We start from the raw sequence: 21,719 nt of genomic DNA, 5'->3' as shown, positions 1-21,719 counted from the left end.
GAAGGCCTGAGCAACTCCCGTCAATGAAAATCCCGGCTGCGCACATTAATCCCATCCAGCAGCGGCGTCAGGTCGGTCAGGCGCCCGGCAATCAAGTGCCGTATCTCGCCGACCGCCTCCCAGCGCCCGTCGACTTTCAACAGGCGCGAACCGACCAGCGCCTGACGCTGACGCTCGGCCAAGTCACGCCAGACCACCACATTGAGGTTGCCGAATTCATCCTCCAGGGTGACGAAGGTAACCCCGCTGGCGGTGCCCGGGCGTTGCCGGCCGGTGACCAGCCCCGCGACGCTGACGTTGCGCCCATGCGCAACCGCCATCAGCTCGAGGGAACTGCGACAGCGGCGTTTACGCAGTTCATCACGCAGCAACGCCAAGGGATGCGGGCCAAGGGTGGTGCCGACCGTGGCGTAGTCGGCCTGCAGGTCTTCGCCAACCGTTGGTGCCGGCAGCGCCACCGCCGCTTCGTCGGGGCTGGGCAGGCCAGCGAACAGCCCCAGCTGTTTATGCACTCCGGCCACTTCCCAGCGCGCCTTGTGCCGGTTGCCGGCCAACGCGCGCAAGGCGCCCGAGTCCGCCAGCAATGCCTGGGCGCGCGCATCCAGCCCGGCGCGTTCGTCCAGGTCGGCAATGTCGCTGAACGTACCGCGCTGGCGGGCCGCTTCGATGCGCCGCGCGTCTTCCTCGCGAAACCCCGAGATCATGCGCAAGCCCATGCGGATCGCCGGTTGCTGGCCGTCGATGGGTTCCAGGCTGCAATCCCAGTCACTGGCCAGCACATCGACCGGGCGGATCTGCAAGCGATGACGCCGCGCATCCTGCAGGATCTGGTCCGGGCTGTAGAAGCCCATGGGCCAGCTGTTGATCAGTGCACAGGCAAAGGCCGCCGGCTCATGGCATTTGAGCCAACAACTGGCGTAGGTCAGCAAGGCAAAACTGGCCGCGTGGGACTCGGGAAAACCATAGCTGCCAAAGCCTTTGATCTGTTCGAAGATTTGCGCGGCAAATGCCTCGCTGTAGCCGTTCTTGAGCATGCCGGCGCGCAGGCGTGCCTGATGCGGCTCAAGCCCGCCATGGCGTTTCCAGGCGGCCATCGAGCGGCGCAGCTGGTCGGCCTCGCCGGGGCCATAGTCGGCGGCGACCATGGCGATCTGCATCACTTGTTCCTGAAACAGTGGCACGCCCAAGGTGCGCTCCAGCACCGCCTTGAGTTGCGGTGAGGGATACGTCGTCGGCTCTTCGTTATTACGCCTGCGCAGGTATGGGTGCACCATGCCGCCCTGGATCGGGCCCGGCCGCACGATGGCGACCTCGATCACCAAGTCATAGAATTTTTGCGGCTTGAGCCTGGGCAGCATCGACATTTGCGCGCGCGACTCGATCTGGAACACGCCAATGGTGTCGGCCTTGCTGATCATCGCGTAGGTGGCGGCGTCCTCCTTGGGAATCGTCGCCAGCGCCAGGTCCTGGTTGCGATGCCGGCGCAGTAAATCGAAGCAGCGACGGATCGCGCTGAGCATGCCCAGGGCCAGAATATCCACCTTGAGCAGGCCAACGGCGTCGAGGTCGTCCTTGTCCCACTGGATGATGGTGCGCTCGGCCATGGCGGCGTTTTCCACCGGCACCAGCGTGTCCAGCGGGTATTCGGAAATCACGAAGCCGCCAGGGTGCTGGGACAAGTGCCGAGGAAAGCCGATCAACTGCTGCGTCAGCGTGAGCACCCGGCGCAGGATCGGGCTTTGCGGGTCGAAGCCGCCTTCGCGCAAGCGCTCCAGGGGCGGCGCATCGTCGCTCCAGCGCCCACAGCATTCGGCCAGGGCGTTGATCTGGTCCGGCGGTAAGCCGAGGGCCTTGGCCACATCGCGCACCGCGCCGGCCGCGTGGTAGCTGCTGACCACCGCCGTCAAGGCCGCGCGGGTGCGCCCATAGCGCTGGAACACGTACTGCAGCACTTCTTCGCGGCGCTCGTGTTCGAAGTCGACGTCGATATCCGGCGGCTCGTTGCGCTCCTTGGACAGGAAGCGTTCGAACAGCATGTTCATCAGGCTCGGGTTGATCTCGGTGATGCCCAAGGCAAAACACACCGCCGAGTTGGCCGCCGAGCCCCGGCCCTGGCACAGGATCGAACGGCTGCGGGCAAAGCGCACAATGTCGTGCACGGTGAGGAAATAACTTTCGTAACCCAGCTCGCTGATCAGCGCCAACTCATGGTTGATCTGCTGCAAGGTCTTGGCATCGACACCCTGCGGCCAGCGCTGGGCAATGCCTTCTTCGGTGAGCTGGCGCAACCAGGATTTTGCGTTTTGGCCGGCGGGCACCAACTCGCGCGGGTAGTGGTAGCGCAACTGGCTGAGGTCGAACGTGCAGCGCCGTGCGATGGCCAGGGTTTCATCCAGCAAGGCGTGCGGGTACAGCGCGCCGAGGGCGTCGAGGCTGCGCAGGTGCCGCTCCCCATTGGGGTGCAGGCGTGTGCCGGCGTCGGCCACCGTGACGTGATGACGGATAGCGGTCATGGTGTCTTGCAGGGCGCGGCGACCGCGCGCATGCATGTGCACATCGCCGCAGGCCACCGCCTTGATGTGCAGGCTGGCGGCCAGGGCCAGGCGCTGTTCCAGGTGGCGCGCATCGTTCTGGCCGCAATGCAGGTGCACCGCCAGCCACAGGCGATCGGCGAAGGTACGGCGCAGCCACTGGATCGAGGCCTGGGTGTCGCTGTCGTCGGCAACCCACAGCGCCAGCAGGCCGGGCAGAGGCTGATCGAAGTCTTCCTGCAGCAGGCGATAGCGGCCTTTCTCGGCGCGGCGTCGGGCCAGGGTGATCAGTCGGCACAAGTGCTGGTAGCCACTGAGGTCTTCAACCAGCAACACCAGTTTGGGGCCATTCTCGATGCGCACCTCGCTGCCGATAATCAGCGGCATGTCCACCGCCTTCGCCGCTTGCCAGGCGCGCACAATGCCCGACAAGGTGCATTCGTCGGTGATCGCCAAGGCGCTGTAGCCTTGGCGCTTGGCGCGCTCGAACAACTCCAGCGCACTCGACGCGCCGCGCTGAAAACTGAAATTGGACAGGCAATGCAGCTCGGCGTAGCTCATGCAAACCAGCCTTGCAGCCACAGCCCATCGCTTTGCCCGACGGTGCGATAGGCCCAGCCTTGCTGCCCGGCGCGGGTCCGGATCAGGTAATAGTCGCGGCGAATATCGGCGCCATCCCACCAACCGGATTCGATGCGTTCCGGGCCCATCAGAATCTGTACGCCCTGCTCGGCCAGCAAGGTCGGCTCGTGCAGCAACCAGCCCGGGCGCTGCACCTTGTTCAAAGTGGGGCACGCGCGGCTATCGGCGGCGGCTTGCCAGGCGCATTCGGGGCGGTGGTCGGCATGAAAGCGCAGGCCTTGCACAGCCTCATCGCCCAGGCGTGCGCGCAAGCGTTCGCGCAGCTGCTCCCAGGGCAACGTCTGTTGCGGGCGGTCGTCGAACAAGTCCTGGCGTTGCGGCACGAACACCGGCAGGTCTTGGGCGACCAGGCGAAAGCCGCGTACCGGCGAGGTGACTTGCACCTGCTCCAGACGGCCGCGGGCCAGTTCGAACAGCATCGCCGGTTCGCGCTCGGCGCTGAGCAGGCCGACCTTGATCACGCTGTCAGGCGCCTGGGCGTGTTCCAGGTGCAGGTCGAAACGCTGCACGCCGCTGTCGCGACCGCAAAGGAAGGCCGACAGGTCTCCGGTCAGGCGGCGCAACGGAAACAGTAAGGCCTGGTGGGATTGCACATCGAAATTCAGCTCGATACGTGCATCGAACTGGTCCGGTGGCTGATAGAACGCCAGGGGCAGCGGCCGCTGCCCGCTCAGCGCATCCAGGTGCTTGAGCAAGCCGGCATCAAAGCGCCGCGCCAGCGTGTGGCGGGGCAACGCCTGCACCTGAGCCAGCGTGCGCAGGCCCATGCGTGACAAGGCGGTGGCGGCCTGCGGGTCGAGGCCTGAACGGTCGACAGGCAATGGCGCCAGGGCTTGGTGCAGCGCGTGATCATCGGCCACGGCCAGGCCATCGTAGATATTGGCCAGCACCCGCGCCGCCGCCGGATTGGGCGCGGCGACGATACGGTGGCGAAACCCCAACGCGGTCAGCTCGTTGCGCAACCGCGCCTCGAACTGCGGCCACGGCCCGAACAGGCCCAGGCTCGATTCGATCTCGAACAGCAAGGCGCGCGGGTAATACACACTGACCTGGGAACTGAAACGGTAAGCCCAGGCCGCCAGAAACTGCTGCCAGCGCTCGATTTCTGCGGGGTCGTATTCGGCGCTGGCGAAGGTCTTGGCCAGCGCATGCGCAGCCGTCAGCGATTGCCCGGGGCGCAGGCCCAACGCGCGGGCGGCGGCATTGACGGTTTGCAACACGCGACGCTGCGGCGTACCAGCCAGCAACACCAGCGGCTGGTCGGGCTCGGGATGCACACGCTGCACCCCGTCCAGCGCCAATTGCGGGAAGACAATACACACCCAGCGCATGGCAACCTCAGTGCCCCGCCAGCGCAATCGGCGCCGGATGGGCCAGCCCGCCCCGGCATTTGAGCACCCGCACTTGCGCCGGTTTTGCCTCAACGGCCAGGCGCAAGGCAGCGGGCGAGGCATTGATTGCCTCGTGTAAAGAGCGCCAGGCAAACGCCAGGGTCTGGCCGGTTTCGGCCGCCACCTGCAAACGGCGCAAGGCGCGGTCATCGGCCTTGCGCGGCCAGCACAGCACGGCGCCGCAACTGCCGGAACGCAGGCATTGTTCGACGGCCCACAAGGTATCGCGCTCCTCGGCCTGGATCACCGAAAGCTGGCGCAAATCCACCCCGGCGTTCTGCCAGGCGTGCGGGTACGGCGTGTAAGGCGGCGCGACCAGCACGATGCGCTCCCCTGCCGTTGATAAACGCGCCAGGGTCGGCAGCACCAATTGCAATTCGCCGACCCCTTCCTTGGCCATCAGGATTTCGCTCAGGGCCGCCTCCGGCCAGCCGCCGCTGGGCAGCACCGCGTCCAGCGCCGCCAGCCCGGTGGGGTGCACGCTGGCCGGCGGTGCAACAGGCCGGCCCTTCCAGACTCGGCCGCCATTGAACAGCGAGTCCAGGGCAACGACGGCGCCCATCAGCCTTGCCTCACCAGGCCGCAGAACACCCCTTCGATGGCCAGGTCCTGGTCGGGGCCTACCTCGATGGGTTGATACGCGGGGTTACGCGGCAGCAGGCGCACATGCTCGCCATGGCGCTCGAAGCGTTTGATGGTGACCTCGCCGTCCAGGCGCGCCACCACAATCTGGCCGTTCAAGGCTTCGGCGCTGCGGCGTACGCCGACCAGGTCGCCGTCGAGAATGCCGTCTTCGATCATCGAATCGCCCTGCACCCGCAACAGGTAATCCGGGGTTTTCGCAAAGGTGGCGGGGTCCAGTTGCAGGCGGTTGTGCACTTCGGCGTCGGCGCCAATCGGCAAACCGGCGGCGACGCGGCCGAGCACGGGCACATCCAGCCATTCCGGGCGTGCCGGCTGGTTGAGCAGGCGGATGCCCCGGGCCTGGTTAGGGTTGACCTCGATATAACCGGCTTCCGTGAGGGCCACCACGTGCTTACGCGCAACGCTACGGGAGGCAAAACCGAACGCCTCGGCGATCTCGGCGAGGCTGGGGGGCTGGCCTTGCTGCGCGATGCGGTCGCGGATGAAGGTCAGGATGGCAGTGCGGCGGGGGGTCAGGGTCGTCATGGAGTACATTTGTACTCTTGTAGGAAATCTCTGACAATAGCCGTCAGTCGGGAGCGCTCGAGTGCCTGTCCGAGGGCAGCAATGCACCGGCATTCAGCGCAAGCCTGCCCCTGGAGTCAGCCATAAACCGGCCAAGTCTCCACTATCTTTGCGCCGCGCACTGCCAGCAGATCCCCAAACTGCAACAGCACATACTCACTCTGCGTAGGCCGCAAAAACACCTGATCCTCAACCCTCAACCCCACCGCAGGCGAACCGTTAACCATCTCCTGGTTCGAACTGCGCCCATACAATCCATTGCTTTGCAGCCCCGAGGGCGACCCAGGACAAAATGCCGTCGGTTCATCAGACCACTCCCAGGATGGATGACAGGTGCGCATTGAGAAATTTGCCGCCGGGGTCCAGCTCACGGCGCAGCCGCGTGAATTCGTCCCAGCGCGGGTACAACGGCTGCAAGGTGCGCGCGTTGAGGGTGTGCAATTTGCCCCAGTGCGGGCGCCCGGCGTACTTCCAGAAAATCGGCTCCACGGCGGCAAAGAAGTTGTGATGGTCCATGGCGTAATGCTGGTGCACCGAGATCGAACAGCTGTCGCGGCCTTCGAACATGCTCAAGGGGATGTCATCGGCCTTGACGTAGCGGTACTCGATAGGAAACCAGGTGCGCAGGTCCTTGTCGGTGATCAGCTTGAGGATGTCGCGCAGGCAGGCCGGGCCGTGTTCGGCAGGCACCGAGTACTCCATCTCGTTGAAACGCACAGTGCGCACGTTGGCGTAGACCTGAAACGACTCGGCCACACGGTCTTCAAAGCGCGCAAAAAAACGCAGGCTGTTGAGCAAGGTACGACGGGTATCGGGGAAATCACTGGCGTATTTGTCGAGCTTTTCGATAATCGACACAAACGCGTTGCCGCCCGCCTCGGCCGGGTCAATCGGCGGCGTTTCAGGCGCTTGGGTTTCGTTGAGGGCGATGGACAGCGCGTAGTCGGAATGGGTGACCACGAGCATTTCCCAGTGCTGGTTTTCGCGCGTGTGCTTGTCGACGTCTTCGAGCAGCTCTTCGGTCTTGGCGATCCACTGGCGCTCCAGCAGGCGATACGGCGCGCGGTTTTGCGAACGAATCCGGGTGGCCACGCCCAAGGCCCCAAGAGAAACCCGCGCCGCGCTGAAGACCTCGGGGTGACGCTGGGCGTCGCAATCCAGCACCTCGCCCTGGGCCGTCACCAGTTGCAACCCGGTGACGCAGCCCGAATACGAGGTGAAGCCCACGCCGGTGCCATGGGTGGAGGTAGAAATCGCCCCGGCCAGGGTCTGGTAATCGATGTCCGCCATGTTCGGCAACGCCTGCCCCACCGCCCTGAGCGCCGGGCCCATGCGTGACATCGGCGTGCCGGCGGCGAAGGTCGCTTGCAGGGTCGCGCGGTCGTGGGCCAGCAGCCCATTGAAGCCACTCAGCGAGACCAACGTGCCGTCAGTCGGCACCAGCGCGCTGAATGAATGTGCCGAGCCGACCGGCCGAACAGTGCCGGGCGCCTGACGGATCACCTGCACCAGTTCATCCAGGTCTTTGGGAGCCAGGCGCGCCAGCGGCTGGCACGTCTGCGCCCCCGACCAGTTGCGCCACGGAATCAGGCGTGGCGCGTGGGCCAATTGCGCCAGCACCGGGTTGCCGGCCAGCGCCAGGAACGCCCCGGCCGCAGCCGTTTGTTGCAAGAGTTGCCGCCGTGAGAGCGCCAGCCACCACCCCGTTCTTATTGTTGGAGTTCAACACCGGCCATAAAGCTGATCAGCGCCACAAACTGCGCCTCGGAGCACTGCATGCACATGCCCATGGGCGGCATGCCGTTGTAGCCGTTGATGCTGTGGTCGAGCAGCGTGTCGGTGCCTTGGGCAATGCGCGGGTTCCACGCAGCCTTGTCAGCGGTCAACGGCGCGCCGGACGCAGGGTTTGCGTGGCACAGCTTGCAACTGGTGTCGTAGACCTGGGCCAACGCCGGGTCAGCCGGCATAGCAGTGGCCGCAGTGGCGCGTTCGGGGGGATGTTTGGGCGTGTCGTCACAGGCGGTGAGCAGGCCGAGGACGGCCAACAATAAGGCAATGCGGCGCATGGCCACCCTCTCTTCTTAGGCTGTGGAAGCTGCTTGCAAACTAAGGCAGCGACGCCACGGCGTTGAGGGTTTTGGCGGACACAAAGGGGGCTTGGTGGGACAGTCGAATGCGGGGCGTTGGCCACCCCGCATCCTTGAGGTTCGCTTAGAACGCGATACCGACCTTGAAACCGTACTCGTCACGCTTGAGCTTGGTGTTGTCGGCGACATAGGAGTCGTCGTCCAGCTTGTATTCGGTACGGGTGTAGTACAGGCCCGCCATCACTGGCAGGTCGCCTTTCTGGTTCATCAGCAGGCTGACTTCAGCGTAAGGGTTGGTGCGGTCCTTGAGGTCCACGGTGTCGCTGCCCACGCCATCGACTTTGAGCTTGGCACGGCCGTCGATGGTACGACGGGCACCGGCTTCGACGCGCAGGGTCATGTCATCGAACTGGTGGTTGTAGCCCAGGGCCGCCTTGGCGAACGGCGACTTGTTGGTGAGCTTGACGTCGTAGTCATTGGTGTCCGGCTCGTAGCGGGTCCAGGTATAGCCGCCACCCACAATCACGTCGACAAAGTTGCGCGCGTCGAGCGCGGCACGCCAGCCGAGGTCCAGGTCAGCCTGGCCTTCCTTGAGTTTGTTGTCGCTCTTTTCGCCGTACTTGGCTTCGATCCCGGCCTGGTAGATAAAGCCGGATTCAGCGGTGAGCTTGTTGCCGAAGTTGTAGAACAGGCCCGCTTCAGGCATGTGGTCCTTGTCGCTTTCGCTGCCGCCTTCAAGTTTGAAGTCGTTGTAGCTGCCCTGCAGACCGAAAACGGAAATCGGGCCTGTCGGTGCAGCGGCGAACACCACGGCAGGCGCAGCGACCAGCGCCAACAGCGAGGAGCCCTTGAGGAATTTTCCGAATAGCTTGGACATCTTTTTAAATCTCCTTGTCTGGTGAGCAAATTATTCAGGAATCGCTTCGAACCTCGGCTTTCGCGAAAGGTTCGAATTAATTTGCATCGATTTGGAGAAAAAACGCTTCAGCGCAGGCTCTATCTCAAGCTTCTTTGGAAATTGCCATCACTAGGCCATTAAGGCTCTCGCGAAGAAGAGGATGCGCCGGCAGGCGAATACCCAAGGTGCCATGCAGCACTGCCAGCAGCTCATCGACACTCTCGATTGCGCGCTTTTCACTGGGCTGATCCAGGCAGTGGACCGCATAGTGGGCGTTATTCAATGTGTAGCGTTTACCCGGCGCGAGCAGTGCAGCTTTCAATTGGCCAACAAACACCGAATCCGGGTGCGTCGACACGTACCAGTTGCCGATTTCATAGTCCCTGTCCGCCTGCACCTGCAGGTCAAACACATACAAGCCACGCCACTCCTCGCCCACCTTGGCCCACAAGGTGTAATCGGCGCCATTGAACGTCAGCCGATAGGGTTCGTGGGCGGTGGCCTGGGTCGCCTCGGTGTCCAGTTGCAAGGGGCTGCTCGGCACCATGCCGCCGAAGCCGACGTCGGTGACATAGCGCACGCCCTCCAAGGTGACCAGGCTCAGGCGATGGGTGCGCCCGGTGCGCGCATCTACCGGCCCGCCCATCACGACCCAGCCGGTGAGACCGCGCGCCTCGAAACCCAAATCCTGCAAGAGCGCGAGAAACAAGTGGTTCAACTCAAAGCAATACCCGCCACGCCCATCGAGCAGCACCTTTTGCTCGATGCTCGGCAAGTCGATCGGCACCGGGCAGCGCAGCAACGTCGACAGGCTTTCAAAGGCAAAGGTGCACACATGGCGCAGCTGCAATTGCTGCAGGGTTTGCAGGGTCGGCGGCGGCGGCGTGTCGTAGCCCAGGCGTTGCAGGTAAAGCTGGCGATGAGTCAAACGGGACATGGCGCGATCCTTGAGCGCGGGGCGAAGCGCTCACTATGCCGGGCCAATGCGCGACTTGTCATTTTGACTGAACCTTTTTGAACACTCGCCTATCCATCTATAACAAGACAGGGAGGCAACATGAGTACCGCAAAAATCTACACCATTAATTACCAGCTTCACGGCCAACCGAAGTCCTTTGTGGTGCGCGCGGAAGTGATGAACAACGCCGAGGCGTGGCATTGGGCCGCGGTGGATGCCGACATCGCCCATGTCAGCCGCATCGGGCGTGTGGGTCACGAGCAGGTGAAAAAAACTACCCGGCCCTGGGCGGAAAAGTTCGGTATTACCGACGTCACCTGGGTGCCACCCAAATAAGCACAAGCCCCGCAATGGCGGGGCTTGTCGTGTTTCTTCAAGTAGTTTTCAAGTCGCCCAGCGGATCATAGGGCGGCTTTTTTTTCGGCTGTTTTTCCTTGTCCAACGGCGCGATCGCAGGGCCGATGGGGTCGACTTGCGGGTCGGCCACATCGGGGGAATCCGGGTCAAAACCCAGTTCGTCCTTGCCACTGCCATGCTCGTCTGAACGCGGGCCTTTCGGGGGATTACTCACGGCGATCTCCTTGTTCTAAAGCGGGCGGGCTTTGTCATGAAGGTGTTCAAGGTCTTGCTCGACCTGTTCCACATCGTCGTCCTGACGCTCCGCCGGGTCGTTGGGGCGCAACGCATCGTTGTCGCGCTCCTCTTCACCGGGTGTGCGGTCAGGGTCAGGGGTGCCGGGCGGCGGCTGTTTGTATTCGGGCATGATGGTTTACCTCACGGGGGCTACACAGATGTAGAGAAACCGCGCGAAGCCATCGTTCAACTTGATTGCGCAAAGCATGCGAAGATGCCACCCCGCCCCTTCTTGAGACCAGACCCGGATGTTCGAGCTCAAACCCTGTGATCCCGCCACTTTCCGCCAGCAGACCCGCCGCAGCACCCTGATCATTGCCGTGCTGTTCGTGGCCCTGGCAATGCTGCTGTCGAGCCTGGCGGTCATGCTGTTCGGCGAACCCGGCGGTGACAACTTGCGCTTCAACGTCGGCGGTGTGTTTGCCGGGGTGTTGATCACCGTCGCGTTGGTGCGCGGCCCGTTCTGGACCCAGCCCTGGCTCGCGCCGGCGGTGTATGGCTGGCAGCTCAAGCGCAGTTTGATGAGCGTGACCAACGTGATGCACAAGGTCACCGAAGGCGTGCAGGCCAACGACCCGGCGGCGATCAAGCTGTTGCGTTTTTACCACCTGGGGCTCACGCAGATGCATGCGCTGGACGCCAACTCCAGTGCCCAGGCGCAATTGGTCGGCGAGATCGACGCCCACCAGGCGAAGATGCAGGCACTGGGCATCGACACCGAGCAAACCCGCCTCGACCCCGCATGGCTGGACAGCCTCAAAAGCGCCTAAGCCAGTACGCCGATGCGCTGTTCATCCGGCCAGAACAGCGCGGCTTGCCCACACGACTGGCCGGCCTTGTCGAGCAAGGTCCAGACCACCCCGGCGTAGATCATGAACGGCTGATGGTGCGCATCCACGCGCCAGCCGCTGTAGCCCTGGGCGATACCATGGGCGGTAACCTGCTCAAGCAATACCTGGCGTTCGGCGCGATCACGCTCCGAGGCGCTGAAGCGTGAAGGCATGCCGATAAACGTCTCGCGAGGGTATTTGAAGCACTGCAACGCGCACGCATTGGCGTAGGTAAAGCGCGGGTCGGCGGCGCCGTCGTGGGCCAGCAGGCTATAGGGTGCGTGGGTGTGCAGCCAGCTCAGGCGCTGCTGCGCGTTGAGGTGCTCCGGCGCCGGCTGCCCCTGGCCGCTCCAGTGTCGATACGACTCATCCAGCACCCGCACGAAATCTTCTTGAAGGGACACCACACCACCTCACCTGGTCAGTTTGAAACCTGAGTGCGCCAGCAAAATACCGCGCTCACCGCGATGGCCGCGCCCGCCAGGCCGAACACCCACGGCGCTGACGCCACCGGCAGCAACAGGCCCGCCAGCAACGGCCCGAGGCCCGCGCCGACATCGCGCCACACCGCATTTGACGCCAGTGCCGAGACGCGCATCGAGCCCGGGTTGCGCTCGGCCACCAGGGTGGTCACCAGCGGCAGTTGCAGCGCGCGCAGCACCAATACCGCCGCCGCGCCGACGATCACCCAATAACTGCCGAACGCAGTCAGGGCCAGGGCACTCAAGAATGAAAACAGCAACAGCATCGACGTGGCGCCAAAGCGTTGCGCCGCACGGCCGCCCAGGGGGCTCAGGAGCATTTCCGAGGCATACCGCAGGGCCATCAAGCCGCCGGCGATCAGCACCGCATCGCCGCCGAGAATCTTCTGCGCCTGGATCGACAGGCCAAAAATAAACAGCCCGTCCAGCGCCACGCCTTCGATAAACGACCAGGTCGCCACACTGTCGGGCCACTTGAAGCGCCGCCCGGTGCTGTGCAAATCATGCCCGGCGGTGGGTAAGCCACGCGCCACCCACAAGCCCGCCAGGCAGCAGCCGGCAAGCATCACAAAGATCGGGCGTGGGCCGGCCCATAAGGTCAACCAGCCACCCAGCGGCAGTGCCAGCATCGGGCCGAGGGCGATCATCGCGCGTGAACGCCCCGCCCGGCGGGCTGCACCAGCGGGCTCGGACGTTGCCAATACTTGGGTCGACAGGTTCAACGCGGCAAAACACAGGCCCCAGATCAGCCGCAAGCCCAGCAGCGCAGCGAACCCCGACAGCAGCGAGTTGCCCAGGGCGCACACCGTCGCCGCGCCGGCAGCAATCATGCACGTCAGCCGGTCACCGTTGCGCGCATAGAAATTGAGCACATGCCGATAGCCAAAAATCCGCACCAGGCGGTTGGCTGCCAACAACACCCCGGCCTGCGCCAGCGTGATGCCAAAGGCCTGGGATTCCATTGGCAACAGCAGGTACAGCAACACGTCGCTGGGCAGGCATAACGCGAGGGTCAGCGCGGCGCGTCGGGACGTGGTATCGGCAGTGCGTTGGGCCAGGCTGGACATAAAGCTGAAACATCCTGAAATATTCAGGCCGCCACGTTAGCCTTCCCATGGCGGACTTTACAACGCCCCATCACGCCTTTTTCCCATAGGGCAGCAAACGCAGACCGCTGGCCACACTGCCCACCAACGCAAACACGCAACCCAGCCACAGCGCGTATTGCGGGCCACTGCCCAGGGACAGGTGAAAACACAACGCCACCAATGACGCCCCCAACGTTTGCCCCAGCAGCCGCGAGATCGCCACGATGCCGCTGGCCCCGCCGCTGCGGGCCAAGGGTGCGCTGGTCATGATCGCCTTGAGGTTGGGCGATTGAAAAAAGCCAAACCCGGCGCCGCACAGCGCCATGCGCCAGCCGATATCAAAGGCCGACGCGCCGCTGCCCAGGGTTGCCAGCGCCGCCATCCCCGCACTGAGCAGCAACAGGCCGATGCCGCACAACACGCCCAGCGACACGCGGTCTGCCAGGCGCCCTGCGACCAGGGCCATGACCGCAACAACGGCCGGCCACGGCGTCATCAGAAAACCGGTTTCCACCTGGCTATGACCAAGCACCGCCTGCAGCAGAAACGGCAATGACACAAAGGCCAAGCCCTGGGCGCTGAACGCACAGATCGCAGTCAGGGAAGACAGCGCGAACACCGGGCGCTTGAACAGATCCAGAGCCAGCATCGGCGCCGGGTGCCCAGCCTGGCGGCGCAACAGTAACGCACCGCAGACCAGCGCCACGGCGATCAGGCCCAGGGTGAGTGCGCCCTGGGCGCCGTGCACCGCCGTGCCCAGGCCAAGCACCAGCAAGGCGAACAACCCGGCACACAGCAGCGCGGCGAGGCGGTCGAACGCGTGACCGGTCATGGGCAATGTCGGCAATGAACGCAGGCCCAGCCCCAGGGCCAAAAGGCCCAGCGGCACGTTGATCAGGTACAGCCAGTGCCAGCTTGCCACCGACAGAATCGCCGACGCGGCAGTCGGCCCGAGGGTGAACGCCAGCCCCACCACCAGCGAGTTGTAGCCAAGACCGCGCCCGAGCATTTTTGCCGGGTAGATATGCCGCAGCAACGCGGTATTCACGCTCATTACCGCCGCCGCGCCCAGGCCTTGCGCCACGCGCGCGGCCGTCAGGGTCAGCAACGACCCGGCCAGCCCGCAAAACAGCGACGAGACAATAAACAGCAGCAACCCACCGAGGTATACCCGACGGTGCCCCCACACATCACTCAACGAAGCGAATGGCAGCACCGTGGCGATAATCGCCAGTTGGTAGGCGTTGACCACCCAGATCACCGAGGCCGAGTCCGTGCCGATGCCTTCGGCCAATGTGGGCAGCGCGGTGTTGACGATGGCCGTGTCGAGGGTCGCCATGCCGATCCCCAATGAAAGGGCAATTACGGCCGGCAAGCGTTTATTGGAGGGCAACCCATCGGCAACAGAAGACATGAACAATCCGGCGCTGGCAACAAAGGCCCCTAGAGTACGGGCAGACGCGGTTTTTTTCAGTGGCCAATTGCCTGGCTGTCAGAGTTTTCATGTTTGCCGCCGCCAACGTCGTGGCGAGCGGGCTCACGATGAAGTGCGGCCTTACTGTGGCGAGCGGGCTTGCCCCGCGCTGGAGTGCGGAGCGCTCCCCTTACAGTCGCTGTGGTGTATCTGACAAACCCGGTTGGCCGCCTTTGGGGCCGCTTCGCAGCCCAACGCGGGGCAAGCCCGCTCGCCACAAAAGGTCAGCCTCCACCACGCTGAGCCAGCCTCCCCACAGTAAGCCTGCTCGCCACAGCAAGCCCGCTCACCACAGGTTATTCACTCGCCACGGCCCCCACAATCAACTCACTGCCCAACCATCCAGCCAGGTATTCACCAGCCTGGACCACGCCCGCTTCCTCGCCCAAACGCGCCACCAAAAATTCACACAACCTTGCAAAACGGCCGTCGCCCTGCACATGCAACAAAGCGTCAAGCTCCAGCGCCTGCACCTGACGCAAGCGCGAGGTGAACTGGCGCCGCCAGACCAACAAGCCGCCCGCCTCCTCCAGCATTACCGCCTCGGGCGGTTCGGTTTCCTGCCACAGCGCAGACCATATGGCCTCGGCATTGGTGGTCAACGCATGGCAACGCAGCGACGGGGTCAGCTGCAAAACCGCGCTGTCCCAGTCCACTTCAGCCAACGCGTGCACGGGCACAGGCAACGCATCGGCGGCGACAAACGCTTCATTCAACGCCGACTCGATCCAGGCCAATTCATGCACATCGGGGTTGTGCGGGAACACCGTCTTCAACGTCGCGTAGAAACCTTCGGGATACGCATCCAGCGTCCAGGCATGCGGCGGATGCTGGTCGATATGGGCAATGCTGGCCGCCAGAAAGGCCTCATCGCCCAGCCATCGACGCAGGTTCGGGAACGCCAGCTCCAGGCAGCCCACCAATTGCGCGCGGTAGTTGTTCTGGTACACCGCCAGGCCTGCGCGGTGATTGCCCAGTACCTGCGCGGCCTCGTCCGAGGCGCTCACCAGCCAGGTGCGAAACGCCTGCTGCCACTCGGCCAGGTTCATTGCTGCGCTGCCAAGGCACGGGCCGTGGACAGCTCCTGAAGCAACTCGGCCAGCGGTGGAAGCTCATCGTCGCGCTCGATCATCACCGCCACCGGCCCCAGTAACGCGATGGCGTGGGCATACAGTTCCCACACCCCGGCACACACCGGGCGGTCGTGGCTGTCGATCAACAACGCGCGGCCCTGGCTATGGCCGGCCAAATGCACCTGGCGCACGCGTTCGGCAGGCATGCCCGCGAGAAACGCCAGCGCATCGAAGCCATGATTGCTGGCACTGACAAACACATTGTTCACGTCCAATAACAGCTCACAGCCGGTACGCCGGGCCATGGCGGCAATAAACTCCCACTCGCTCATGGACGCGCCATCAAACGCCAGGTAACTGGACGGGTTTTCAACCAGCAGCGTGCGGCCGAGTACTTCCTGGGCCTGATGAATATTGGCGCAGACCCGGTCCAGCGCCTCCTCGGTGTAGGGCACCGGCAATAAGTCGTGGGCATTGAAATTGCCCCTGCGCGACCAGCTCAAGTGATCGGACACAAACAACGGCTCAATTTCATCGACCAGCGCCTTGAGGCGCTGCAGGTAGTGCGGGTCAAGCCCTTCAGCGCTGCCGATGGACATCGACACCCCGTGCAATGCCACCGGGTGCCGTGCGCGGATCTGGCGCAGGATGTGCCGGGGCTGGCCGCCCGCGACCATGAAATTCTCGGAGATCACTTCGACGAAATCCACGGGCACCGAGGTCTCCAGGAAATCGCAGTAGTGTTCCTTGCGCAGGCCCAGGCCATAGCCCGAAAAGGGCGGGTTGGATGTCAGCATGGCGGCTCTCCAGTAAAACTGCAGGCGCGGGTTTGCACGCGAAAAACTTGAGCACGCTGTGCACTGTCTGCACGCCCGCGTCCTCGTTAACACGCTTCGTGGGCAAGCCCGCGCCCGCAGGGGTGATGGTTTATTTCGGTTCAGTCAGGGTGCCGCCGGCCTTGAGGCATTCGGATGGGGTCTTGACGATCACGCCCTCGCCCTTGCAGCTGTTGAGGCCCTTGCAGTCGTGCTTGGCGGTGGCACACAGGCTTTCGCCCTTGCAGCTGTTGACGCCGTAGCAGCGGCCGGGTTTTTCCTGCTGGTCGGCGGCACTGGCGGCGCTGGCGAATGAAGCCGAGGCCATAGCGATCAGGGCGGCGGCAGCGGCGAGGCTCAAGCGGGATTTGAGTGCAGTGTTCATGGTGTTTTCCTGTGTGGGTGTGTGGGTTACTTGATGACAGACGCGGCGTCTTCGATGACCTTCGCCACAGCCTCAGGCTGGGCGATGTACACCGAGTGGCTGGCCTTGATTTCGGTGACCCTGGAGCCGGCCCGCTGGTACATCCAGCGTTGCAGTGCGGGGCTCAGTGCGCGGTCGTCGGTGGACACCACCGCATAGGTCGGCTTCTTGTGCCAGGCCGCAGCCCACACGGTGCCGCCGAACAGCGCGGTGGTGGCGGGCACTTGGGAAGCGGCCATGAAGTCGGTGCGGTTGGTGGTCAGGTCGGCGGCAAAGTCGGCGTTGAACCGAGTGCGGTCGAAGAACAAGTGGCCATCGCGGCTTGGCTTGATGTCATCGCTGGGCGCGGGCATGGAGCCAATCAGCTGGGCCATGTTCTCGCCCACTTCCGGCTGGAACGCCGAGACGTAGACCAGCGACTTGACCTTGTCGCGATCGCCGGCAATCGAGATCACCGCACCACCGGAGCTGTGGCCCACCAGCACCACCGGGCCCACTTGCTGCTCGAGCACTTCGCGCGCTTCAGCCACGTCGGCGGCGAGGTTCTCGTGGCTTTGATGCACCACGGTGACCTTGTAGCCCTTGTGAATCAGGATGTCGTGTACCACACGCCAGCCGGACCCGTCGACAAACGAACCGGGCACGATCACCACGCTTTTGCCGGTGCCGGGCTGCGCGGTGTCGGCCGCCTGGGCCAACAGCGGAACGGTCATTGCCATCGCAATGGCCAGGGAAGAAAGCATTCGCATCGGGACTCTCCATCAGGGTTGTAAAGGTTTGCTCAACAGCAAGCGGTCCAGCGACCAGGCTCCGCCGCCATAGGCCAGCAGCGGCAGCAGCAGGCCCGCCCAGGTCAGGTGCACCGGCCAGGCGTCGGGGTACACAAACACCTCGATCACCAGGGTCATGCCCAGCAGCGCAGCGGCGGCCGGACGTGTCAGCAGGCCCAGCACCAGCAGCAGCGGGAACAGGTGTTCGGCGTAGGTGGCCAGGTGCGCAGCCCAGTCCGACGGAATCAACGGCAAGGCATATTCGGAACGGAACAGCGCGTAGGTCGACGGTTTGAGGTTCAGAAAACCCGTGACCTTGGTGCGCCCCGACAGGAAGAACACCGCGGCGATCCCGAGCCGCGCCACCAACAACAGCAGTGCCTGGGGCAGCAGGCGCTGGATCACGGCTGTTCCGTCAGGCTGCCGTAGCCCTTGGGGGTCTTGATCTGGGTGCAGGTGCCTTTGTCCACCAGCACCCAGGCGTTGCCCTGATAGTCGGCGGTGGCGGTGCCGGCGCACGAGGTGCCCTTGCCGGCAGCGCAGTCGTTGGCGCCGGCGAGGGACACGCCGAAGCACTTTTCCTGAGGTTTGGGCTCATCGGCATGAGCCACCGCCGCGAAGGCGCTGAGGGACAGGGCGAGGGTTGCCGCAAGGGCAGCGTAAGGACGCTTCATCGGTGTATCTCCTGGCTTGACTGAGTGTGACCAGGGCGCGAATGGCGGTGCGTGACCGCCAGCGCCGGCTGGTGAACAGAGTTAAAGCCAGGCGTGTATCCGCTCTGTGTCGCAAACACGACAGAACGTCATGCCGGTGTATCAAGGTGGTGCGCGGATACACAGCGATACACAGTGGATAACCCACCGCCAAATAGGCGCCGATTTATTCGGCATCCCGAACGACACAATTAGAAATATTCGCCTTTCCGAACGAAGCCCTTCAGGCGGCCTCGACGACCCTAAAAATCACCATAAATTTCATGCGGTTGTTGTCATCTTTGTTACATGCCAACTGGCATACATTCTGCTTTATCCCTGTTTCTGGTAATAAAATGTTTCAGCTTTGAGACAGTCTCATCAACTGAAACACAATCCGTGGCACGCCAATAAAAACGACAACGCCCCAAAGGAGGGCGACCTTTCCCGACTTTTTGATCGACATCAACTTTCCAAGACTGCTGCTGCACATCTGTACCCAAAAGGGCGAATGGCCTGATCGCCAATAACAAGCCTGACTATAAAAAGGACGAATTGATGAGCTCGAGCAAGAACCACGCAGTGTCCTTCATGGACGCAGAACCCCTGGCCCCGGCGTGCGCCGAAAGCGCCCTTGGTTTTGGCCCCTTCCTGTTACTCGCACGCCAGCACGTATTGCTGCGAAACGGTGAGCCCGTCACCTTGGGCAGCCGCGCCCTGTATTTGCTGATTGCCCTGGCCACCCGCGCCGGCGAACTGCTGGAGAAAGCCGAGCTGATCTCGTTCGCCTGGCCCAAGGTGGTGGTGGAGGAATGCAACCTGCGCGCGCAGATCGTCGCGCTGCGCCGGGCCTTGGGCGACGATGGCAACTTCAGCTATATCGTCACGGTGCCGGGCCGCGGCTATCGCTTCGTGGCGCCGGTGACCGTGCAGGCGGCCGGCGAAGACAATCTGCCGGTGCCCCACGCGCGCGTCCATGAGCCCCCTGTCGCGCCGCCGTCCTGCGAAGTGATTGGCCGCGATGAGTTGGTCGACAGCCTTGCCGACCAGGTGCTGAACCAGCGGTTCTTGACCATCACCGGCCCTGGCGGCATCGGCAAGACCACCGTCGCCATGGCCGTGGCCCATCAGTTAGCCAACCAACTCAAGCTGGACACTTGCTTCGTCGACCTGGCGCCGGCCACCAGCGGGCAATGGGTCACCGGCATGCTCGCCAGCGCCCTGGGCATCCAGACGGTCAGCGACGAGCCGCTGCACAGCATCGCCGCCACCCTGGCCGACCGCCGCCTGCTGCTGGTACTGGACAACTGCGAACACGTGTTGCCGGCCACCGCCGATGCCGTGGAAACCCTCTTGCGCAGCGCCCCTCAATGCTACGTGCTGACCACCAGTCGCGAGCCGCTGCGCGCCGACGGCGAGCGCGTGCACGACCTGGCGCCGCTGCAAGTGCCCGACGAACACACGACACTCAGCGCCGTCGAAGCCCTGAAATGGTCCGGCGTGCGCCTGTTTGTGGAGCGCGTGCGCGCCCTTGACCCCGACTTTGTATTCAACGACGCCGACGTGGCGGCCGTCAGCGCCATCTGCCGCAAGCTCGACAGCAATGCGCTGGCCATCGAAATAGCCGCCGCGCGGGTACGCACCTTCGGCATCCAGGACCTGGTCGGCCTGCTGGACGGCAGCTTCCGCCTGCAAATGACCGGCCGGCGCACCGCCCTCGCCCGCCATCGCTCACTGAGCGCGACCCTGGACTGGACCTATTCGATGCTCAGCGGCGACGAGCAGGCGATGCTGCGCCAATTGGCCGTCTTCACCGGCTCCTTCACCCTTGATGCCGTCAAGGCCATGACTGCCAGCAGCGCCCTCGACCCGCGCAATGCCCTGCCCCTGCTCGAAAGCCTGATGGACAAGTCACTGCTGATCGCCGGCGAATCGCAGTTGCTCAAGCGTTATCGCCTGCTGGAAACCACCCGCGCCTACGCCCTGGAAAAGCTCGCCGAACAGGGCGAAACCAACGCCACCGCCGAACGCCATGCGCGCTATGCCCTTGGGGTGCTGCAGGAAGCCGGGCAGACCCTGGATGGCCTGTCACCGCAAACCTGGGTCGCGCTGTATGGCCCCGAGATCAACACGGTGCGGTCGGCACTCGACTGGGCCTACTCGACGACCGGCAACCTGCCGCTGGGGATTGAACTGACGTTGGGCGGCGTGCCGTTATGGCTGCGCCTGTCGCTGGTCAGTGAGTGCCGCAGCTGGGTTGACCAGGGGCTGGCCAGCGACGCCAGCACCCCATTGCCGACGCGCCAACGCATGCTGCTGAACACCGCGCTGGCCAGCGCGCTGATGCTCACCGACGGCACCGGCGGCCCGTTGCGTGAAGCATGGCGCCAGGTGCGCGAGGACGGCCGCGAACTCGGCGATGCCGAGCACAAACTTCGCGCGCTGTGGGGGCTCTGGGGTGATCGCTGTGCGTGTAACCAGTACGCCGAAGCACTGGAGTTGGCCGAGCGCTACATTGCGTTGAACAACAGCGGGAACCAGCAACTGCTGGGCAAGCGCATGCGGGCGGTGGTGCTGTTTCACATGGGCGACCTGGCGGGCGCCCGACAAAATATCGACGAAGCCCTGGGTTCACCGTCGGCCCCGCGCTCGCACATCATCGACGCGCTGTTTGATCAGCGCATCGCCGCACGCTGCCTCAAGGCGAAGGTGCAATTTATGGAAGGCGACGTCGACCCGGCCCTGCGGCTGATCGGCACCTGCGTCGATGAAGCGGTCTCACTCGATCACCCGGCGACCCTCTGGTACACCTTGTGCCTGGGGGCGATCCCCCTGGCGCTGCTGGCGTCCAACCTGCCGAAAATGCGGTATTACCTGGGCCTGCTGCAGGACAGCACCACCCGCCAGGACTTGCATATCTGGCGGCAATTTCGCCTGTGTTTCGAGAGCATCCTGCTGATCCGCCAGGGCTCGCCGGAAGAAGGCGTGCCACAACTTGGCGAAGCCCTGCAGCACCTGCAGGGCCAGGGCGATGGTCAGCTCTACAGTCTGTTTCGTTGTGAATACGCTTTGGGGTTGGCGCGCCTGGGCCTGGAAAAACTCGCGCTGGAAGTGTTGGAGGAGACGCTGCAATTGGCTATCGGCCGCCATGAGCGCTGGTTCGTGCCGCAGATGCTGCGGATCAAGGCCCAACTGACACTGCGCCAGGGCAACTACGGGTCGGTGGACAAGGCCAAGGTGCTGCTGCGCCAGGCGTGGGTGGATGCGCAACTGGCCGGTGCGCACTTCTGGCGGGCGCAGATTGCCACGGACTTGGCGCGGTTGCAGGAGCCTAAGTTACGCATTGCTTCTTTGCCCAGGTTTCAGCATCGCTGAGGGCATATCCGGTATTTGGGTGATGGCGGGTATGGGTTCCGCTCTTACAGCGGGTCACTTTGGAAAAGCCCCAAAGTAACCAAAGGGCTCTTGCCCCACCACTCGGCACCTCGCTTGAGCTCGGTGTGCCCGAACGAAGGTGGGAGCTGGCTTGCCTGCGATGGCATCAACCCGGTGGGCCTGATGGACCGAGTTGTCTGCATCGCAGGCAAGCCAGCTCCCACAGAAAAGCAAAGCACTGCGGTGGTGGAGGCTGCACTCGGTCAAATTGTGGGAGCGGGCTTGCTCGCGAAGGCGGTGTGTCAGCTACACATGAGCTAACTGACCCACCGCCTTCGCGAGCAAGC

The 21,719-nt window shown here is 63.8% G+C and carries 22 protein-coding genes and 1 pseudogene; 3 read left to right on the top strand and 20 right to left on the bottom strand.

Features of this window, described 5'->3' with window-relative positions; genetic code table 11:
- Positions 1–20: 20 nt before the first annotated feature.
- The 9 genes and pseudogenes from AC19YS_RS27400 to AC19YS_RS27360 all read right to left on the bottom strand — a co-directional run bounded on the left by AC19YS_RS27400 (position 21) and on the right by AC19YS_RS27360 (position 9,695).
- Positions 21–3,113, bottom strand: coding sequence for an error-prone DNA polymerase (locus AC19YS_RS27400; RefSeq protein WP_500603083.1), 3,093 nt, complete (start codon positions 3,111–3,113; stop codon positions 21–23).
- Positions 3,089–4,504 carry a Y-family DNA polymerase gene (locus tag AC19YS_RS27395; protein ID WP_500603082.1) on the bottom strand — a complete coding sequence of 472 codons (1,416 nt, stop codon included), beginning with the start codon at positions 4,502–4,504 and terminating at the stop codon, positions 3,089–3,091. The genes AC19YS_RS27400 and AC19YS_RS27395 overlap by 25 nt, the downstream gene beginning before the upstream one ends.
- A gap of 7 nt (positions 4,505–4,511) precedes the next feature.
- A complete protein-coding gene (imuA, locus tag AC19YS_RS27390; protein WP_106579903.1) occupies positions 4,512–5,126 on the bottom strand; it encodes a translesion DNA synthesis-associated protein ImuA in 615 nt (204 codons plus the stop codon).
- Positions 5,126–5,743 (bottom strand): transcriptional repressor LexA, encoded by a 618-nt coding sequence (gene lexA / locus AC19YS_RS27385; protein WP_106579904.1) that lies wholly within the window; start codon positions 5,741–5,743, stop codon positions 5,126–5,128. The genes imuA and lexA overlap by 1 nt, the downstream gene beginning before the upstream one ends.
- 107 nt (positions 5,744–5,850) lie before the next feature.
- A pseudogene (locus AC19YS_RS27380) lies at positions 5,851–6,054 on the bottom strand (DSD1 family PLP-dependent enzyme); the annotation flags it as partial.
- Between the two features lie 25 nt (positions 6,055–6,079).
- Positions 6,080–7,408 (bottom strand): D-arabinono-1,4-lactone oxidase, encoded by a 1,329-nt coding sequence (locus tag AC19YS_RS27375; RefSeq protein WP_500603140.1) that lies wholly within the window; start codon positions 7,406–7,408, stop codon positions 6,080–6,082.
- A gap of 74 nt (positions 7,409–7,482) precedes the next feature.
- Positions 7,483–7,839: a c-type cytochrome gene (locus AC19YS_RS27370; protein ID WP_500603081.1), complete on the bottom strand. Its 357-nt coding sequence runs from the start codon at positions 7,837–7,839 to the stop codon at positions 7,483–7,485.
- Positions 7,840–7,984: 145 nt separating this feature from the next.
- Positions 7,985–8,737 (bottom strand): outer membrane beta-barrel protein, encoded by a 753-nt coding sequence (locus AC19YS_RS27365; RefSeq protein ID WP_119736339.1) that lies wholly within the window; start codon positions 8,735–8,737, stop codon positions 7,985–7,987.
- A gap of 124 nt (positions 8,738–8,861) precedes the next feature.
- The gene (locus AC19YS_RS27360) at positions 8,862–9,695 is read right to left on the bottom strand and encodes an arylamine N-acetyltransferase family protein (RefSeq protein WP_500603080.1); all 834 of its coding nucleotides are present in this window, start codon (positions 9,693–9,695) and stop codon (positions 8,862–8,864) included.
- A gap of 120 nt (positions 9,696–9,815) precedes the next feature.
- On the opposite strand from AC19YS_RS27360, the gene AC19YS_RS27355 reads away from it, so the two are divergent.
- Entirely contained in the window at positions 9,816–10,052 is a 237-nt protein-coding gene (locus AC19YS_RS27355) for a DUF6555 family protein (RefSeq protein ID WP_106579910.1), read from the top strand.
- Between the two features lie 37 nt (positions 10,053–10,089).
- Here the strand turns inward: AC19YS_RS27355 and AC19YS_RS27350 are convergent, their stop codons facing one another.
- Complete coding sequence (locus AC19YS_RS27350) at positions 10,090–10,287, bottom strand: DUF6021 family protein (protein WP_169367079.1); 198 nt, start codon at positions 10,285–10,287, stop codon at positions 10,090–10,092.
- Between the two features lie 15 nt (positions 10,288–10,302).
- Positions 10,303–10,479: a hypothetical protein gene (locus AC19YS_RS27345; RefSeq protein ID WP_164487946.1), complete on the bottom strand. Its 177-nt coding sequence runs from the start codon at positions 10,477–10,479 to the stop codon at positions 10,303–10,305.
- Between the two features lie 118 nt (positions 10,480–10,597).
- On the opposite strand from AC19YS_RS27345, the gene AC19YS_RS27340 reads away from it, so the two are divergent.
- A complete protein-coding gene (locus AC19YS_RS27340; protein WP_106579912.1) occupies positions 10,598–11,119 on the top strand; it encodes a DUF3087 domain-containing protein in 522 nt (173 codons plus the stop codon).
- On the opposite strand, the gene AC19YS_RS27335 is transcribed toward AC19YS_RS27340, so the two are convergent.
- The 9 genes from AC19YS_RS27335 to AC19YS_RS27295 all read right to left on the bottom strand — a co-directional run bounded on the left by AC19YS_RS27335 (position 11,116) and on the right by AC19YS_RS27295 (position 17,979).
- The gene (locus AC19YS_RS27335; RefSeq protein ID WP_500603078.1) at positions 11,116–11,583 is read right to left on the bottom strand and encodes an MEKHLA domain-containing protein; all 468 of its coding nucleotides are present in this window, start codon (positions 11,581–11,583) and stop codon (positions 11,116–11,118) included. The two genes, AC19YS_RS27340 and AC19YS_RS27335, sit on opposite strands and share 4 nt — an antisense overlap.
- Before the next feature lie 17 nt (positions 11,584–11,600).
- Positions 11,601–12,728: an MFS transporter gene (locus AC19YS_RS27330; RefSeq protein ID WP_106579913.1), complete on the bottom strand. Its 1,128-nt coding sequence runs from the start codon at positions 12,726–12,728 to the stop codon at positions 11,601–11,603.
- Between the two features lie 70 nt (positions 12,729–12,798).
- Positions 12,799–14,163, bottom strand: a complete 1,365-nt coding sequence (locus AC19YS_RS27325; RefSeq protein WP_124417881.1) for an MFS transporter — start codon at positions 14,161–14,163, stop codon at positions 12,799–12,801.
- A gap of 356 nt (positions 14,164–14,519) precedes the next feature.
- On the bottom strand, positions 14,520–15,272 hold the full coding sequence (locus AC19YS_RS27320; protein ID WP_500603076.1) for an HvfC/BufC family peptide modification chaperone: 753 nt from the start codon (positions 15,270–15,272) through the stop codon (positions 14,520–14,522).
- A complete protein-coding gene (gene bufB, locus AC19YS_RS27315) occupies positions 15,269–16,093 on the bottom strand; it encodes an MNIO family bufferin maturase (protein WP_119736350.1) in 825 nt (274 codons plus the stop codon). The genes AC19YS_RS27320 and bufB overlap by 4 nt, the downstream gene beginning before the upstream one ends.
- Before the next feature lie 130 nt (positions 16,094–16,223).
- A complete protein-coding gene (bufA2, locus tag AC19YS_RS27310) occupies positions 16,224–16,496 on the bottom strand; it encodes a BufA2 family periplasmic bufferin-type metallophore (RefSeq protein ID WP_017137586.1) in 273 nt (90 codons plus the stop codon).
- Positions 16,497–16,522: 26 nt separating this feature from the next.
- Entirely contained in the window at positions 16,523–17,284 is a 762-nt protein-coding gene (locus tag AC19YS_RS27305) for an alpha/beta fold hydrolase (protein WP_106579918.1), read from the bottom strand.
- Between the two features lie 12 nt (positions 17,285–17,296).
- Positions 17,297–17,710, bottom strand: a complete 414-nt coding sequence (locus AC19YS_RS27300) for a DoxX family protein (RefSeq protein WP_500603075.1) — start codon at positions 17,708–17,710, stop codon at positions 17,297–17,299.
- Positions 17,707–17,979 carry a BufA1 family periplasmic bufferin-type metallophore gene (locus AC19YS_RS27295; RefSeq protein WP_106579920.1) on the bottom strand — a complete coding sequence of 91 codons (273 nt, stop codon included), beginning with the start codon at positions 17,977–17,979 and terminating at the stop codon, positions 17,707–17,709. Before AC19YS_RS27295 ends, AC19YS_RS27300 begins: the two co-directional genes overlap by 4 nt.
- A 576-nt stretch (positions 17,980–18,555) precedes the next feature.
- Here AC19YS_RS27295 and AC19YS_RS27290 point away from each other — a divergent pair.
- Positions 18,556–21,372, top strand: a complete 2,817-nt coding sequence (locus tag AC19YS_RS27290) for an ATP-binding protein (RefSeq protein ID WP_500603074.1) — start codon at positions 18,556–18,558, stop codon at positions 21,370–21,372.
- The last annotated feature ends 347 nt before the right edge of the window (positions 21,373–21,719 follow it).

The sequence above is a fragment of the Pseudomonas sp. MF08831 genome (assembly GCF_059862645.1).
The sequence above is the reverse complement of the archived record's forward strand: the minus strand, read 5'-3'. Positions and strand labels throughout refer to the sequence as shown.